The organism is Nocardioides sp. NPDC004968 (assembly GCF_040608935.1).
Classification (GTDB): Bacteria; Actinomycetota; Actinomycetes; order Propionibacteriales; family Nocardioidaceae; genus Nocardioides.
Map to the genome: position 1 here is coordinate 53,452 of NZ_JBEXJF010000028.1, position 15,519 is coordinate 68,970.

The 15,519-nt window shown below is 68.6% G+C and carries 15 protein-coding genes; 8 read left to right on the top strand and 7 right to left on the bottom strand.

Translation table 11 applies throughout. The annotated features are described in order from the left end of the window. Window positions 1-53: 53 nt before the first annotated feature. Genes ABZU72_RS21430 through ABZU72_RS21440 form a run of 3 tightly spaced genes read right to left on the bottom strand, consistent with a single transcriptional unit; the run spans window position 54 to window position 3,141 of the window. On the bottom strand, window positions 54-893 hold the full coding sequence (locus ABZU72_RS21430) for a carbohydrate ABC transporter permease (protein WP_355020829.1): 840 nt from the start codon (window positions 891-893) through the stop codon (window positions 54-56). Beyond that, window positions 890-1,888 (bottom strand): sugar ABC transporter permease, encoded by a 999-nt coding sequence (locus tag ABZU72_RS21435; RefSeq protein WP_355020830.1) that lies wholly within the window; start codon window positions 1,886-1,888, stop codon window positions 890-892. Before ABZU72_RS21435 ends, ABZU72_RS21430 begins: the two co-directional genes overlap by 4 nt. Beyond that, entirely contained in the window at window positions 1,885-3,141 is a 1,257-nt protein-coding gene (locus ABZU72_RS21440) for an extracellular solute-binding protein (RefSeq protein WP_355020831.1), read from the bottom strand. The genes ABZU72_RS21435 and ABZU72_RS21440 overlap by 4 nt, the downstream gene beginning before the upstream one ends. Window positions 3,142-3,518: 377 nt before the next feature. On the opposite strand from ABZU72_RS21440, the gene ABZU72_RS21445 reads away from it, so the two are divergent. Then, the gene (locus ABZU72_RS21445; RefSeq protein WP_355020832.1) at window positions 3,519-3,791 is read left to right on the top strand and encodes a hypothetical protein; all 273 of its coding nucleotides are present in this window, start codon (window positions 3,519-3,521) and stop codon (window positions 3,789-3,791) included. Window positions 3,792-3,849: 58 nt separating this feature from the next. Here ABZU72_RS21445 and ABZU72_RS21450 read toward each other — a convergent pair whose 3' ends face one another. Further along, a complete protein-coding gene (locus ABZU72_RS21450) occupies window positions 3,850-5,199 on the bottom strand; it encodes a cation:dicarboxylase symporter family transporter (RefSeq protein ID WP_355020833.1) in 1,350 nt (449 codons plus the stop codon). Window positions 5,200-5,341: 142 nt separating this feature from the next. On the opposite strand from ABZU72_RS21450, the gene ABZU72_RS21455 reads away from it, so the two are divergent. The 3 genes from ABZU72_RS21455 to ABZU72_RS21465 all read left to right on the top strand — a co-directional run bounded on the left by ABZU72_RS21455 (window position 5,342) and on the right by ABZU72_RS21465 (window position 8,442). Then, window positions 5,342-6,946 carry a sensor histidine kinase gene (locus ABZU72_RS21455; protein ID WP_355020834.1) on the top strand — a complete coding sequence of 535 codons (1,605 nt, stop codon included), beginning with the start codon at window positions 5,342-5,344 and terminating at the stop codon, window positions 6,944-6,946. Beyond that, on the top strand, window positions 6,943-7,635 hold the full coding sequence (locus tag ABZU72_RS21460; protein WP_355020835.1) for a response regulator: 693 nt from the start codon (window positions 6,943-6,945) through the stop codon (window positions 7,633-7,635). The genes ABZU72_RS21455 and ABZU72_RS21460 overlap by 4 nt, the downstream gene beginning before the upstream one ends. A 63-nt stretch (window positions 7,636-7,698) precedes the next feature. After that, window positions 7,699-8,442 (top strand): class I SAM-dependent methyltransferase, encoded by a 744-nt coding sequence (locus tag ABZU72_RS21465; RefSeq protein ID WP_355020836.1) that lies wholly within the window; start codon window positions 7,699-7,701, stop codon window positions 8,440-8,442. Here ABZU72_RS21465 and ABZU72_RS21470 read toward each other — a convergent pair. Genes ABZU72_RS21470 through ABZU72_RS21480 form a run of 3 tightly spaced genes read right to left on the bottom strand, consistent with a single transcriptional unit; the run spans window position 8,412 to window position 11,537 of the window. Beyond that, the gene (locus ABZU72_RS21470) at window positions 8,412-9,533 is read right to left on the bottom strand and encodes a hypothetical protein (RefSeq protein ID WP_355020837.1); all 1,122 of its coding nucleotides are present in this window, start codon (window positions 9,531-9,533) and stop codon (window positions 8,412-8,414) included. The two genes, ABZU72_RS21465 and ABZU72_RS21470, sit on opposite strands and share 31 nt — an antisense overlap. 5 nt (window positions 9,534-9,538) lie before the next feature. After that, the gene (locus ABZU72_RS21475; protein WP_355020838.1) at window positions 9,539-10,075 is read right to left on the bottom strand and encodes a GNAT family N-acetyltransferase; all 537 of its coding nucleotides are present in this window, start codon (window positions 10,073-10,075) and stop codon (window positions 9,539-9,541) included. A gap of 4 nt (window positions 10,076-10,079) precedes the next feature. Next, complete coding sequence (locus ABZU72_RS21480; protein WP_355020839.1) at window positions 10,080-11,537, bottom strand: glycine hydroxymethyltransferase; 1,458 nt, start codon at window positions 11,535-11,537, stop codon at window positions 10,080-10,082. Window positions 11,538-12,001: 464 nt separating this feature from the next. Between ABZU72_RS21480 and ABZU72_RS21485 the strand changes: the two genes are divergently transcribed. The 4 genes from ABZU72_RS21485 to ABZU72_RS21500 all read left to right on the top strand — a co-directional run bounded on the left by ABZU72_RS21485 (window position 12,002) and on the right by ABZU72_RS21500 (window position 15,444). Next, on the top strand, window positions 12,002-13,726 hold the full coding sequence (locus tag ABZU72_RS21485; RefSeq protein WP_355020840.1) for a nitrite/sulfite reductase: 1,725 nt from the start codon (window positions 12,002-12,004) through the stop codon (window positions 13,724-13,726). Continuing rightward, window positions 13,723-13,893: a hypothetical protein gene (locus ABZU72_RS21490; protein WP_350659041.1), complete on the top strand. Its 171-nt coding sequence runs from the start codon at window positions 13,723-13,725 to the stop codon at window positions 13,891-13,893. The genes ABZU72_RS21485 and ABZU72_RS21490 overlap by 4 nt, the downstream gene beginning before the upstream one ends. Beyond that, complete coding sequence (locus ABZU72_RS21495; RefSeq protein WP_141792939.1) at window positions 13,890-14,633, top strand: phosphoadenylyl-sulfate reductase; 744 nt, start codon at window positions 13,890-13,892, stop codon at window positions 14,631-14,633. Before ABZU72_RS21490 ends, ABZU72_RS21495 begins: the two co-directional genes overlap by 4 nt. Window positions 14,634-14,700: 67 nt before the next feature. Further along, window positions 14,701-15,444: a CbiX/SirB N-terminal domain-containing protein gene (locus tag ABZU72_RS21500; RefSeq protein ID WP_179658395.1), complete on the top strand. Its 744-nt coding sequence runs from the start codon at window positions 14,701-14,703 to the stop codon at window positions 15,442-15,444. Window positions 15,445-15,519 lie beyond the last annotated feature (75 nt).

The following is a 15,519-nucleotide window of genomic DNA, read 5'->3' on the forward strand; positions in this document are numbered from 1 at the left end:
ACGGGCGCCATGCCTCGAAGGAGACATGGCGCCCGCCGCGTGCGGACCGGTCCTCAGCCCTTTACGGACCCGGCCGTGAGCCCACGGACGAAGTAGCGCTGCAGCGAGAAGAACACGATCAGCGGCACCGTCATCGTGATGAACGCACCAGCGGTGAGCAGGTGCCATTCCTGACCACGATCGCCGATCAGGTCGCGCAACGTGATCGTGACGACCTCGTTGTCACCAGCCCCGAGGAAGATGAGCGCGACGAGAAGGTCGTTCCAGACCCAGAGGAACTGGAAGATCGCGAACGCTGCCAGCGCGGGCACCGACATCGGCACGATCAACCTCCAGAAGGTCTGGAAGTGCGAGGCCCCGTCGATCTCGGCCGACTCGATGATCTCCTGCGGCAGGCTCGACATGTAGCTGCGCAGGATGAAGACCGCCAACGGCATCCCGAACGCCGTGTGGGCCAGCCACACCGCGAGGAAGGTGCCGTTGAGGTCGTAGTCGCTGAACAAGCTGAGCAGCGGCACGAACGCCACCTGCAGCGGGACGACCAGCAACCCGACGATCAGCATGAACAGCACGTTGCGCCCCGGGAACCGCATGAACGTGAACGCGTACGCAGCGAACGCAGCGATCATGATCGGCAGCACCGTCGCGGGGACGGAGACGACGATCGAGTTCACGAAGGCGTTCGCCATCCCGCTCTCGAGGACCTGCGTGTAGCTGTCGAGGGTCCACTGGGAGAACGGGTCAGTGATGACCGTCCACCAGCCCGACGACTTCACGTCGGCCTCGTCGCGGAACGACGAGATCAGCAGACCCAGCGTCGGGATGAACCAGAGGACGCACAGCAGGACGATGCCCACACGAACAGCAACGCTGCCGAGGGTGAAGCTCCTCATCGACCGGCCTCCTGCTTCTTGAACTGGCGCATCTGGTAGATCATCACCGGGATCACGGCGATCATCAGGACCACGACCACCGCGGCCGCGCGTCCGGCGTCACCGAACTCGAAGAGCTCCACGAAGAAGGTGTTGGCCAGCACCGAGGTGCCCGAGCCGCCTCCAGTCATCACGTAGACGATGTCGAAGACCTTCAGGACCAGGATGAGGACGGTCACGAAGACCACGATCACCGTCGGCCAGATCTGCGGTACGACGACCTTGAAGAAGATCTGGATCTCGCTGGCCCCGTCGATGCGCGCCGCCTCCACGGTGTCCTCGGGGACGCCCTTGATCGCCGAGGAGAGCAGCACCATCGCGAACCCCGCCTGCAACCAGATCATGATGACGATCAGGAGCAGGTCGTTGAGGTTGTAGTCGGAGATCCGCAGCCAGGCGACCGGCTCGAACCCGAGACTCGTCGAGATCGCCGAGAGGAGCCCGATCTGCTTGTCGCCCTGCGCGAACCTGGTCGCGTAGACGAAGCCCCAGATCGTGCTCGCCCCGACGAAGCTGATCGCCATCGGCATGAAGATGACCGACTTCGCGACCCGCTCCGGGAACGCCTTGAGCTGGTCCGCCAGCACCGCCACGAGCAGGCCGACGATGACGCTCCCTGCCGGGACGATGAGGATCCAGAGCAGGTTGTTGACCAACGTGCCGATGAACTCATCGTCCCGGAAGAGCGACGTGTAGTTGCCGAACCCGACCCAGTTGATGCTGTTTTCGTCGGCGAAGCTGTAGATCACGGTCATCACGGCCGGGTAGACCAGGAAGACGGTCACCACCAAGATGGCCGGGCCGATGAAGACGTACGGCTTGACCCGCCGTTCCCACTTGCCCGGCAGGAGGCCTGAGAGGAAGTTGAGCACCCAGTAGAGAGCAGCGGTGCCACCGACTCCCAGGACGATCGCTACCAGGCCGTTGAGGATCTTCAGATATGGATCATCGGTCATCCTCGCCAGCTCTCCTCGATCGCGTCGGCAGCCTCCTGAGCGCTCTTCTCACCTCCGACGTAGGCGTTCATCTCGCTCCAGAACGTGCCGGCGCCGACCTGCGCGGGCATCAGGTCCGAACCGTCGAAGCGGAACGTGTCGGCGTCCTGCAGCAGGGTCGCGATCTCACCGAACATCGGGTCGGCGTACTGCGAGTTGTCGAACTCCGTGCTCGGCGAGAGCCAGCCGCCGGCCTGGGCCCACTCGGCACCGAAGTCGGGGGACGCGAAGAACTCCATCAGCTCCACCACGTCGGTGTCGTTGGTGAAGGCGGTCGCCATGTCACCGCCGCCGAGGACCGGGTTGCCCTCGAAGCCGCCCTCCATGCTGCCCGGGAGCGCGAAGACGCCGACGTTGCCGGCCAGGTCCGCCTGGACGTCCTTCGGGAAGAAGGTGGTGATGAAGTTGGCCTGGCGGTGCATCTCGCAGCCCGGCTTGGCGTCGAAGAGCGGCAGCGGCGAGTCGCCGAAGGGCTCGCTCAGGGTGCCGTCGGCCCCGCCGCGTACGTTCTTCGGCTTGTTGATGATGTCGCCCATGGTCTCGATCGCATCGACGATCTTCGGGTCGTTGAAGGGGACCTCGTGGGAGACCCAGTCGTCGTAGAACTCCGGGCCCTCCTGGCGCAGGACGATCTCCTCGACCCAGTCGGTGTAGACCCAGCCGGTGTCGGCACCGGCCTCGGCGCCGAGGCACCACGGGGTCTCGCCCTTGGCGATCATCTGGTCCTCGAGGCTCCGCAGCTCGTCCCACGTGGTGGGCGTCGTGTAGCCGGACTGCTCGAAGCTCTTCGGGGTCCAGACCAGCGACTTCATCGAGACGCGGATCGGGACGCCATAGGTCTTGTCGTCGATCTCGACCGAGTCCATCAGGCCCGGGATCATGGTGTCGTCGAGCGAGCCGACGTCGATGAGGTCATCGAGCGGGAGCGTGTCACCCGACTCGGTCAGGTCACCGACCAGACCGGGCTGGGGGAAGAACGCGATGTCGGGCGCATCGTTTCCGTTGACCTTGGTGCGGATCTCGGTGGTGAAGTCCGTGGACGGGGTGTAGGTCACCTCGATCCCGGTCTCCTCGGTGAACGTGTCGAGGGCCGCGTTGAGCCCCACTGCCTCGCCCTCGGGGATCGCGCCGAGGATCTGGATGCTGCCGTCTCCCTCTTCGGTGTCGCCGGCATCGTTGTTGCCACCGCCGCCCGGCACCCCACACCCGGTCACGGCGAGTAGACCTGCGACTGCTGCTCCGATTTGCCACTTTCGCACGTGCATCTGATTGCACCCTCCATCGTCGTTTTGATCCACGGAGTCGTGCCACGCAGGCCGCGTCGGGTCCACGAGGCAGCGCCTCGTTATGTGATCTCCATAACATTAGTCGTTACGGTCCATCGATGTCCCCGGCAAATTGTCGAACACTCACCCGAGAACGCGCAGGACGATACCTGTCACGCAGTCCGGCGCTATGAAGACCCGCCAGCCCGGTGTGGCTCCGGCGGCCGAGTTAGGCCAGAATCAGCGCCCAAATGAACTATCCGCACCCTCCCCATCAAGGCCCCGGTCAAGGGCCCCATCACCAGCCGCCTCGCGACCCGCTGGCCGTGGCCGGCCGGTTGGCCGCTGTCATCTGCTCGATCCTCTTCTGGCTGATCGCAGCGATCGCCGTGGTCGCCGCCGTCATCGGCATCTTCCGCGCCTTCGGCGGCGACCTGGCCTGGCGTACGGTCGGGATCTGGGCCGTCGCCGGTATCGGCTGCTTCGCGTTCTCCTGGATCGTCGCCGCCCTCGGCCGGATCGGGCTCGACGACGAGCCGATCGGCTCGTGGCGTTTCGCGCCGTTCGAGCTGGCTCGGATCCTCTACCGCAACCGATGACGACACCAGGCCGTACGTCGCGCGTGTCCGCGCGGCGTACGGCCTGGTGTCGTGGGGTCTAGACGAGCGCCTTGTCGGTCTCTGCCGCAGGCGGGGCGGCGTGGTCGTCGACCATAGTCGTCTCGTCGAACGGGTCCTGACCGTCCAGGACACGGTCGAGCTGACCGTGGTCGATGGTCTTGGTCCAGTGGCCGACCAGGACGGTGGCGACCGAGTTGCCGGCGAAGTTGGTCAGCGCACGGGCCTCGGACATGAACCGGTCGATGCCCACGATGAGCCCGACCCCGTCGACCATCTCCGGGCGGTGGGACTGAAGCCCGCCGGCCAGGGTCGCCAGGCCCGCACCGGTGACACCGGCGGCACCCTTGGAGGCGATCATCATGAACAGCAGCAGGCCGATCTGCTCGCCGATGCTCAGCGGGTCACCCATCGCGTCGGCGATGAAGATCGAGGCCATCGTCAGGTAGATCGCGGTGCCGTCCAGGTTGAACGAGTAGCCCGTGGGGACCACGACACCGACAGTCGCCTTCTCGACACCGGCGTGCTCCATCTTCGCGATCAGGCGCGGAAGCGCCGACTCGGAGGAGCTGGTGGAGAGGATGAGCAGGAACTCGCGGGCGAGGTACTTGAGCAGCTTGAAGAGGTTGACGCCGGTGGCCAGCTTGAGGATCACGCCCAGGATGCCGAAGACGAAGATCGCGCAGGTGATGTAGAAGGCGATCATGATCACGGCGAGGCTCTTCAGGGCGTCGATGCCGGTCTCCCCCACGACGCCGGCGATGGCGCCGAAGGCACCGACCGGAGCGGCCCACATGATCATCGCCAGCACGCGGAAGATCAGGTTCTGGATCAAGGTGATCGCCTTGAGGATCGGCTTGCCCGACTCACCCATCCGCTGCAGCGCGAACCCGACCAGCAGCGCCACCAGCAGGGTCTGCAGCACCACACCGGACGTCAGCGCCGAGAAGAGCGAGGTCGGGATGATGCTGAGGAGGAAGTCGGTCGTGCTCGCGTGCCCCTCCGAGGCAGCCTCCTGGCCCGCGGTGGACGCGTCCGAGCTCACCTGGAGGCCGGTGCCCGGGTCGATGATGTTGCCGACGACCATACCGATCGCCAGGGCGACCGTGGACATCACGATGAAGTAGACCAGCGCCAGGCCACCGACCTTGCCGACCTTGGCCGCGTTGGCGACCGAGCCGACGCCGATGACCAGGGTGCAGAAGATGATCGGCTGGATCATCATCTTGATCAGGTTCACGAAGGCCGTGCCGATCGGCTTCAGCTCCACCGCGAACGACGGGGCGATCAGCCCGACCAGAATGCCGAGGACCACCGCGGCGATCACCGCGATGTAGAGATAGTGTGTCCGGTCCTTCTTGGGTCTTGTCTCAGTGGTGGTCGTACTCATCGTTCCTCCTGGTCCGGTGTGTCCTGCCCTCCGGGGCAACTCGGGCAACTCTCCGGGAGAACGTGACGACCGTCACTGTTGTGTTCGTTGTGTTCGTGGCCACGATCACATCCACGCAACGGAGGTGGTCCAGAATGTTGTCGTGCCCCGTGTCCACCCGTTCCGCCCCCGCGTTCTCCGCGATCGGCCGGTGGCCCAGCAGGTGCTTCTCCTTCAGTTCGCCACGGTGCTGTTGCTCGTCGTCACCGGCATCCTGATGGCCTCCTACGACGCCCAGCGCGACTCCTACAGCCGCGCCACCCAGCGCGCAGTGGCCGTCGCCCAGACCGTCGCCGACTCCCCCACCGTCAGCACGGCGCTGCGCGGCGAGGACCCGACGGCGACCCTCCAGCCCTGGACCGAGCAGGTACGCCGCGACACCGACACCGACTTCGTCGTGGTGATGGACCTGGACCGCACCCGCTACACCCACACCGATCCGCGTCAGATCGGCGGAGAGTTCGTCGGCGACCTCGGTGGCGCGCCCGACGGCGAGGTCTTCACCCAGCAGTACACCGGGACGCTCGGCCCGTCGGTCCGCGCGGTGGTACCGGTCGAGGACGGCGACGAGGTCGTCGCGCTCGTGTCCGTCGGCATCACGGTCAGCGACATCAACCGCGGGCTCAAGCGCGACGTCACGATCGTGCTGCTCTGCGGCGCGCTGGTGCTGGCCGTGGGGCTGACCGGTGCCTGGCTGCTGAGCCGACGCCTGCACCGGCTTACCCATGGCATGGGTGAGCGTGAGCTGGCCCGGATGTACGAGTACTACTCCGCCGTCCTCCACTCGGTCCGCGAAGGTCTGCTCCTGCTCGACGGGGAGGGGCGCGTGCAGCTGGTCAACGACGAGGCGCGGCGCCTGCTGGCGCTGCCGGAGGACGTGATCGGCACCCGGATCGAGGATCTCGACCTGGCGCCCGGACTGGTCGCCGCCGCCCGCGGCCGCACCGCCGAGTCCGACGACCTCTACCTCGCCGGCGAGCGGATCCTCGTCGTCTCCTCAGCGCCCGCGCTGTGGGACGGCCGCGAGGTCGGCGCCGTGGTGACGCTGCGCGACCACACCGAGCTGCGCTCGGTGACCGGCGAGCTGGAAGTCGTACGCCGCCTCACCGAGTCGCTCCGGTCCCAGAACCACGAGGCGGCCAACCGGCTCCACACCGTGGTCTCCCTCATCGAGATGGGCCGCGAGCAGGACGCGGTCGAGTTCGCCACCGAGGAGCTCCAGGTCGCCCAGCTCCTCACCGACCGGGTCGTCGGCGCGGTCGAGGATCCCGTCGTGGCGGCGCTCCTGCTCGGCAAGTCGGCCGAGGCGGCCGAGCAGGGCGTCGAGTTCCGCATCGTCGGCGAGGTGCCGCCGGGCACGGGCATCCCGCCCCGCGACCTGGTGACGGTGCTGGGCAACCTCGTCGACAACGCCTTCGACGCCGTCTCCGGCTTCGAGTCCCGCCAGGTCGAGGTCCACCTGACCGGTGACGATGACACCCTCACGGTGCGCGTGGGCGACAGCGGACCCGGCCTGGACGACGCCGACTCGGCACGCGTCCTCGACCGCGGCTGGACCACGAAGGCCGAGCCCGGCACCGGTCGCGGCCTGGGTCTCGCGCTGGTCGGGCAGATCGCCCGGCGTCACGGTGGCGAGGTCGTCATCGGCCGCTCGCACCTCGGCGGGGCCGAGTTCACCGTCACCCTCGCGACAGAGGTGGCCGAATGAGCGTCAGGGTGCTGGTCGTCGAGGACGAGGCGCTCGCCGCCGAGGCCCATGCGGCGTACGTCGGCCGGGTCTCTGGCTTCACCCTGGCCGGGATCGCGCGGTCGGCGCGCGAGGCGGTCCGCGCGCTCGATGCGGCCCGCGACGCAGGCACCCCGGTCGACCTGATCCTGCTCGACATGAACCTGCCCGACGGGCACGGGCTCGGGCTGCTCAGCCGGCTGCGCGCCGCCGGGCACCTGTGCGACGTGATCGCGGTGACGGCGGCGCGGGACACCAAGGTGGTGCGGCAGGCCGTCGTGCAAGGGGTCGTGCTCTACCTGCTCAAGCCGTTCACGTTCGCGACGTTCCGGGACAAGCTCGAGCAGTACGCCGACTATCGTGCCCGACTGGACGCGGCCCCCGAGGAGGTCGTCCAGGACGAGGTCGACCAGCTGCTGGGGTCGCTGCGACCCACCGGCAGCACGCCGCTGCCCAAGGGCATGAGTGCGGAGACGCTGCGGGCGGTGACGGCCGCACTGCGCGAGGCCGAACGTGACCTGTCCGCGAGCGAGGTCGCCGCGGTCGTCGGCGCGTCGCGGGTGACGGCGCGGCGCTACCTCGAACATCTTGCCGACAAGGGCCTGGCCGCGCGCGGGGTCCGTTACGGTCCCAGCGGCGGGCGGCCCGAGGTCGGCTACTCCTGGCTCTGAACAGGACGGCAGGCTTTTAAATCGTTCGCGCCCCGCATGTGTCGCCGGGCAGAGTCGATGCCCATGACCAGCAGCGACCTGTGGACCCGCGACGACGCCGAGCGCTACGACGACCCCGACGACTGGGTCAACGCAGCCGAGGTGACCGGGCCGGTGGCCCGCCTCCTCGCCGAGCTCGCCGACGGCGGCCCCGCGCTCGAGCTCGCCATCGGGACGGGCCGGATCGGCGTACCGTTGCGGGAGCTGGGGGTGTCGGTCACCGGCATCGAGCTGTCCCAGCCGATGGTCGACGTCCTACGGCGCAAGGTCACCGAGGAGGAGATCCCGGTCGTCGTCGGCGACATGGCCTCCGCCGAAGCGCCGGGGGTGGGGACGTACTCGTTGGTCTATCTGGTCTTCAACACGATCGGGAATCTGCGTACGCAGGACGAGCAGGTCGCCTGCTTCGCCAACGCCGCCCGTCATCTGGCACCGGGCGGGCGCTTCCTGGTCGAGGTCGGCGTGCCCGCACTGCGACGGCTTCCTCCGGGCAGCCCGGCGATCCCGTTCGACGTCTCCGCAGCGCACCTCGGGTTCGACACCTACGACCTGGTCACCCAGCAGGCGATCTCGCACCACTACACCCGCGAGGCCGACGGCCGCTTCCGGTACGGGCCACACAACTTCCGGTTCGTGTGGCTCTCCGAGCTCGACCTGATGGCGCGGTTGGCCGGGATGACGCTCGAGGCGAGGTACGCCGGCTGGGACCGCTCCGAGTTCACCAACGACTCCACGAGTCACGTGTCCGTCTGGCGCAAGCCGGAGTAGCGCTGGAACTCCCAGGCGAGCCGGATCGCCTCACGGACGGCATCCGGGGAGGCGCGGTCGAGGTAGGCCTCGATCTTGTGGTGGGCCTCCAGCCTCGGCGGGATGCCGAAGGCGTCCGGCCAGCGTTCGACCAGCTCCTCGCGGCGCTCGATCGGGACCCTTACGAGCAGAGTGTTCGCATCGACCAGCCTGGCGACCAGGCGGTCGTGGACATACCAGCCGCGCGGTTTGTGGCGGCAGCCGTCGAGCGAGGACACGAAGGCGTCGACCTCGTCCGGAGTCATGCCTCCGGAGCGTACGCCGTCCGCCACGGGCCGAGTCCGGGGCTGCCATAGCCCGATCTCCGCCTCGAAGCGGGTCGCGATGGACTCGATCACGCCGTCGCCGTCGAGCAGCGCCTCGGTCTCATCCGCGGTCCCGTCGCCGCTGTCGCACAGCGTCCGGAGCCTGGGCAGCTCTGGAGCGAGGGTCGGTTCGATCTCGCTCCAGCGGGCGGCGGCCGCGAGACGGTCGGTGGTCCAGGTGCCGTCGTGGACGCTGACCAGGCCGGCCACGGCGAGGAGTGACTTGCGCGCGATCCGGCGGGAGAGGTCGCTCGGATCGTCGCGGCCGAAGGCGGCGCGCCACCTGCGCAGGGCACGCCCGATGTCGCCGTTGAAGCCGCGCGCGGCACGAGCGTCTGCTGGGAACCCCGGAAGGGCTTCGCCCGGGTCGGGGCCTGCGAGATGGGCGCAGTAGTGCCGCAGGAAGACCCGGTTGCCGTACGCCTCGTCGCCCTCCCCGGCGTAGTCGTCGGAGGACGCAGCGGCGATCTCCACGCCGCGGCAGATCTCGGCGAAGGCCGCCGACGCCTTTGCGCCGAGCGCGGAGGCGTCCGCCGCCGGGAGTCCGATCGTCAGCAGATCGACGTCCGAGGTGGGCACGGTGGCCGTGCCGTTGGCGACCGAGCCGTAGACGTGGACCGACACCTCCGGCGCGACCCGCCCCAGAACGTACGCCAGGACCGGCTCGTACGCGGACTGCACTCGGTCGCGGCGCGCTCCCGTGACGATCAGACCGTCGGGGGTGACGCCTTCTCGTGGGTCGGCCATCGCGGTCAGGTGAGGCGGAGCGCCATCTTCGACTCGGTGCGCGGGTCGCCCTCGGGGAACGGCTGCGTCTCCCCGGTGAGCTCGAAGCCGAGGCGCTCGTAGAGGCGGCGCCCGGACTCGTTGCCGTCGACGACCCACAGGGTCAGCACAGAGGCACCGTCACGACGCGCCCAGCCGGCGACGGCCAGGATGAGTCCCTCGGCGAGACCGTGACCACGCGCCTCGGGGGCGAGCCACATGTTGATCAGGTGGTGCTCGTCGTCGTGGATGATCCCGGCGGCGAGCCCAGAGGGCTTCTCGCCGAGCCAGGCGATGTAGGCCGAACCGGACGCGGCCCACAGCCGCCAACGCTCGTCGGGCCAGGTCACCACCTCGTCGTAGGAGGCCCAGAACGCACGAGGGGTGTCCTGGAGAGCCGCGAGGCGCACCTTCTTGAGCGCCGGCCACTCGTCCTCGACGACGACACGCACTGCCGCCGTCGGGACCACCTTCTCAGGGGCCCCGACGCCGGGGATCGAGCTGGGTCGCTTCGGAGCAGGCACGAGCTCAGGCGAGGTCGAGACCGGGGTACAGCGGGAACTTCGCGAGCAGCTCCGCCGCGGCGGCCTTGGTGTTGTCGGCGACCGAGTCCTCGATGGCGTAGGACGCCTTGGACGGGCCGCCGGCCTTCGTGGTGCCGGGGGTCGTCTTCGAGAGCACGTCGACGATGAGTTCGGCGACGCGGTCGAACTCGTCGGCGCCGAAGCCGCGGGTGGTCAGCGCCGGGGTGCCGAGGCGGATGCCCGAGGTGTACCAGGCGCCGTTCGGGTCGGAGGGGACCGAGTTGCGGTTGGTGACCACACCGGAGTCGAGCAGCGCCGACTCGGCCTGGCGGCCGGTGAGGCCGAAGCTGGTCACGTCCAGCAGGACGAGGTGGTTGTCGGTGCCGCCGGTGACGAGCTTGGCGCCGCGCTTGAGGAAGCCCTCGGCGAGCGACTTGGCGTTGTCGGCGACCTCCTGGGCGTAGGTCTGGAAGCTCTCCTGCTTCGCCTCGGCGAAGGCGACGGCCTTCGCGGCCATGACGTGGCTGAGCGGGCCGCCGAGGACCATCGGGCAGCCGCGGTCGACGCTCGGGGCGTACTCCTCGGTGGCCAGGATGAAGCCGCCGCGCGGGCCGCGAAGCGACTTGTGGGAGGTCGAGGTGACGACGTCGGCGTAAGGAACCGGGTTCTCCTCGCCCTGGAACACCTTGCCGGCGACGAGGCCGGCGAAGTGGGCCATGTCGACCATCAGGGTGGCGCCGACCTCGTCGGCGATCTCGCGCATCTTGGCGAAGTTCACCCGGCGCGGGTAGGCCGAGTAGCCGGCCACGATGATCAGCGGCTGGAACTCCTTGGCCTTGGCCCGCAGCGAGTCGTAGTCGAGCAGCCCGGTCTCCGGGTCGGTGCCGTACTGGTTCTGGTGGAACATCTTGCCCGAGATGTTCGGGCGGAAGCCGTGGGTGAGGTGGCCACCGGCGTCCAGCGACATGCCCAGCAGGCGCTGGTTGCCGAGCTCGGCACGCAGCGTCTCCCAGTCGGCCTCGGAGAGCTCGTTCATGTTCTTGACGGCCATCTTCTCCAGCCACGGGCCCTCGACCCGGTGGGCGAGGATGGCCCAGTACGCCGTCAGGTTGGCGTCGATGCCGGAGTGCGGCTGCACGTAGGCGTACTCGGCGCCGAAGAGCTCCTTGGCGTGTTCGGCGGCGATCTGCTCGACGGTGTCGACGTTCTGGCAGCCGGCGTAGAAGCGGTGACCGACGGTGCCCTCGGCGTACTTGTCGGAGAACCAGGTGCCCATCGTCATCAGCGTGGCGGGGCTCGCGTAGTTCTCGCTCGCGATCAGCTTGAGGCTGGCGCGCTGGTCAGCGAGCTCCTGCTTGGTCGCCTCGGCGATGCGGGGCTCCACGGAGGCGATGACCTCGAGGGCTTGGTTGTAGGCAGAACTCACAGTGCCTGAATTCACCGGGGCAGACAGATCGCTCATGGGTCACAGCCTAGTCAGCCGCGCGGACGAGAGCAGCATCGTGGTCGCCCGGTGCGTTGCGTACGTCCTCTATCACCGCCCACGGGAATGACCGACTGCTCAGCCTGGTTAAGAGACCGTGACCAGATGGTGACCTCGGCCACACCGCCCGCGTGAACAAGCGGGAACGTCCCACATAACGGACCGATGTCTCATATATCGGGATTCCAGATTGCGTGAGGGCCGTCCGCTACCTGAGACTCCTTGACATGGTCACTGCTGCAACACATGCGCACCTCGTGGTTCGACGCCACGTGGACTATTGCCGCATCCGCAGCTCGATCTGTTGGCGCCACTGACGCCCAGCGCTCCGCATCCCCCGCGTCGAGCCGCTGGCCCGCCGCCCGACAGACATCCCGGGCGCCCGCCGCGAGCACGTCCCTGCTCCGCCGTGCGTCCACGACCGACGCAAAGGTTTCTCTGACATGAGCGACAACCGGTTTCAGGCCAAGCGCGCCACCCGAACCGAGATCCCCCGCCCCAAGAAGGGCGAGGGCCAGTGGGCCCTCGGCTACACCGAGCCGCTGAACAAGAACGAGGAGTCGAAGAAGAACGACGACCCGCTCAACGTTCGCGACCGGATCCTCTACACCTACTCCAAGCGCGGGTTCGACTCGATCGACCCGGCCGACATGCGCGGCCGCTTCCGCTGGTTCGGCCTCTACACCCAGCGCAAGCCCGGGATCGACGGCGGCAAGACCGCCATCCTCGACGAGGAGGAGCTCGACGACCGCTACTTCATGATGCGCGTACGGTCCGACGGCAAGCTCCTCTCCCCCGCCGCGGTGCGCACCCTGGGTCAGATCGGCGTCGACTTCGCGCGGGACACCGCCGACATCACCGACCGCGAGAACATCCAGTACCACTGGATCGAGATCGAGAGCGTCCCGGAGATCTGGTCGCGCCTCGAGGAGGTCGGGCTGCACTCGACCGAGGCCTGCGGCGACTCGCCGCGTCCGTTCCTCGGCTCGCCGGTCGCCGGCGTCGCCGCCGACGAGATCATCGACGGCACCTCGGCGCTGCGCGAGATCGAGTCCCGCTACCTGGGCGACCCCGCCTTCTCGAACTTCCCGCGCAAGTTCAAGACCGCGCTGACCGGCCACCCCTCCCACGACGTGGCGCCCGAGATCAACGACATCGCCTTCGTCGGCACCGTCCACCCCGAGCACGGCCCCGGCTTCGACGTCTGGGTCGGCGGCGGTCTCTCCACCAACCCGCGCCTGGCCGAGAAGCTCGGCGTGTGGGTGCCGATCGACGAGGTCGCCGACGTGTGGGCCGGTGTCGCGGGCATCTTCCGCGACTACGGCTACCGCCGGCTCCGCTCGCGGGCCCGGCTGAAGTTCCTGGTCGCCGACTGGGGCAAGGAGAAGTTCCGCGAGGTCCTCGAGAACGAGTACCTCGACCGTCAGCTCGTCTCCAACCCGTCCCCCGAGTCGCCCCTGGGTCACCGCGACCACGTCGGCATCCACGACCAGAAGGACGGCAAGAAGTACGTCGGTCTTGCCCCGATCGCCGGTCGCATCTCCGGCACGCACCTGGTCGAGCTCGCCGGCGTCATGGAGAAGTTCGCCGTCGAGGGCGCTCGGCTCACGCCGTACCAGAAGATCGTGCTGATCGGTGTCGACCCCGCGGTCGTCGAGGACCTCGTCGCAGCGCTGGACGCGATCGGCTTCTCGGCCCGGCCCTCCAACTGGCGCCAGAACACGATGGCCTGCACCGGGATCGAGTTCTGCAAGCTCGCGATCGTGGACACCAAGGACCGGGCGCGCGACCTGATCGCCTCGCTCGAGTCGCGGTTCCCGGAGCTCGACGCATCGATCACCGTCAACGTCAACGGCTGCCCCAACGCCTGCGCACGGACCCAGGTCGCCGACATCGGGCTCAAGGGCCAGCTGGTCCTCGACGACGAGGGCAACCAGGTCGAGGGCTTCCAGGTGCACCTCGGCGGCGCGACCGGGCTGACCGCCAACTTCGGGCGCAAGCTGCGCGCGCACAAGGTCACCTCGGCCGGGCTCGACGACTACATCTCCGCGCTGGTCGTCAACTACCTGGCCGACCGCGAGGAGGCCGAGACCTTCTCGGCCTGGACCGCACGGGCCGACGAGGTCCTGCTGCGCGGCGAGAAGGCCTTGAGCGAGGTGCCCGCATGAGTGAGCGTGCAAGCACCCCGTTCCACTGCCCGTTCTGTGGCGAGACCGACCTGTGGCCGCACGAGGCCACGCACGGGTCCTGGGAATGCCGCGCCTGCCTGCGCGCCTTCCAGCTGAAGTCACTGGGACAGATCTCTCGGGCAACTACGAAGGAGGCGCACCGATGAGCGTCAGCACAGCAGCCGCCCGGGCCAACCGCGCGGTGGACACCGAGGGACGTACGCCCGAGGAGCTGCGCGAGATCGTCTCCCACTGGGGAGCCGAGCTCGAGCTCGCCCCGGCCGAGACGATCATCGAGTGGGCCGCCGCCACCTTCGGCGAGCGGTTCGCGATCACGTCCTCCATGGGTGACGCGGTCCTGGCTCATCTCGCCTCGAAGGTCGTACCCGGGATCGACGTGGTCTTCCTCGACACCGGCTACCACTTCATCGAGACGATCGGCACCCGCGACGCCGTCGAGGCGACGATGCCGGTCAACCTCCTCACGATCACGCCCGTGCAGAGCGTGGCCGAGCAGGACGCCGAATACGGCAAGGACCTCTACCGGACCGACCCCGACCTGTGCTGCGCGCTGCGCAAGGTCAAGCCTCTGGCCGACTCGCTCGCCTCCTACGACGCCTGGGCCACCGGCCTGCGCCGCGCGGAGACGAAGAACCGGGTCATCGCACCGGTCATCGGCTGGGACGCCAAGCGCCAGAAGGTCAAGGTATCGCCGATGGCGCGATGGTCCGACGAGCAGGTCGAGCGATATATCGAGGACAACGGAGTGCTCGTAAACCCGCTCGTCTACGACGGGTATCCCTCGATCGGCTGCGCGCCGTGCACCCGCCGGGTAGCCCCCGGCGAGGACCCGCGCAGCGGGCGATGGGCCGGCACCGGCAAGACCGAGTGCGGCATCCACGCCTGACCCTCCCCATCACAGACTTTCCGCCCGCGTGGCAACACAGACCCGCAACACCCGAAGGATGAAGACAATGGCAGCTCCCGCTCTGGTAGCCCTGGCTCACGGCAGCCGCGATCCGCAGTCAGCCGCGACCATCAACGCCCTCATTGCCGAGGTACGCGCCCTGCGCCCCGACCTCCGCATCGAAGCCGCCTTCCTCGACCACTCCCGGCCGCGTTTCCAGGCCGTCGTCGACAAGCTGGTCAAGGCCGGCCACGACGAGATCGTCGTCGTACCCCTGCTCCTGACCGAGGCGTTCCACGCCCGCGTCGACGTACCCTCGGTCATCGCCGAGGCCACCGCGCGCCACTCCGGCCTGCGCATCCACACCAGCGAGATCCTCGGACTCGAGAGCGTCTTCCTGCAGGTGCTCGACGAGCGGCTCCGGGCGTCGTTGAAGGCCGCGCGGGTGCGCGAGCTCGACGCGCTCGTCCTGGCCGCCGCCGGCTCCTCGGACTCGCTGGCCAACCAGTCGGTCGCCCGCCTGGCCCGGATCTGGGGTGCCCACCACAAGCTCCCGGTCGTGGCTGCGTACGCCTCGGCCGCTCCGCCGGCCACCGGCGAGGCCGTCCGTGCGTTCCGCGCCGAGGGCCGCCGCCACATCGCCGTCGGCATGCTCTTCCTGGCTCCCGGGCAGCTGCCCGACCGCGCCAAGGAGCTCGCCCTCGAGGCCGGCGCCGTCGCGGTCAGCGACCCGATGGGCGCCCACCCCGAGGTCGCCCGCACCATCCTGGCCCGCTACGCCGTCGGTGCCGTCGAGCTCGTCCCGGTCTGATCCGACCGGCCCGGCGCCGAGTCGGCGCATCCTGACAACATTCCTCGCCGAGTCGGCTCGTTATGACGAGCCGAC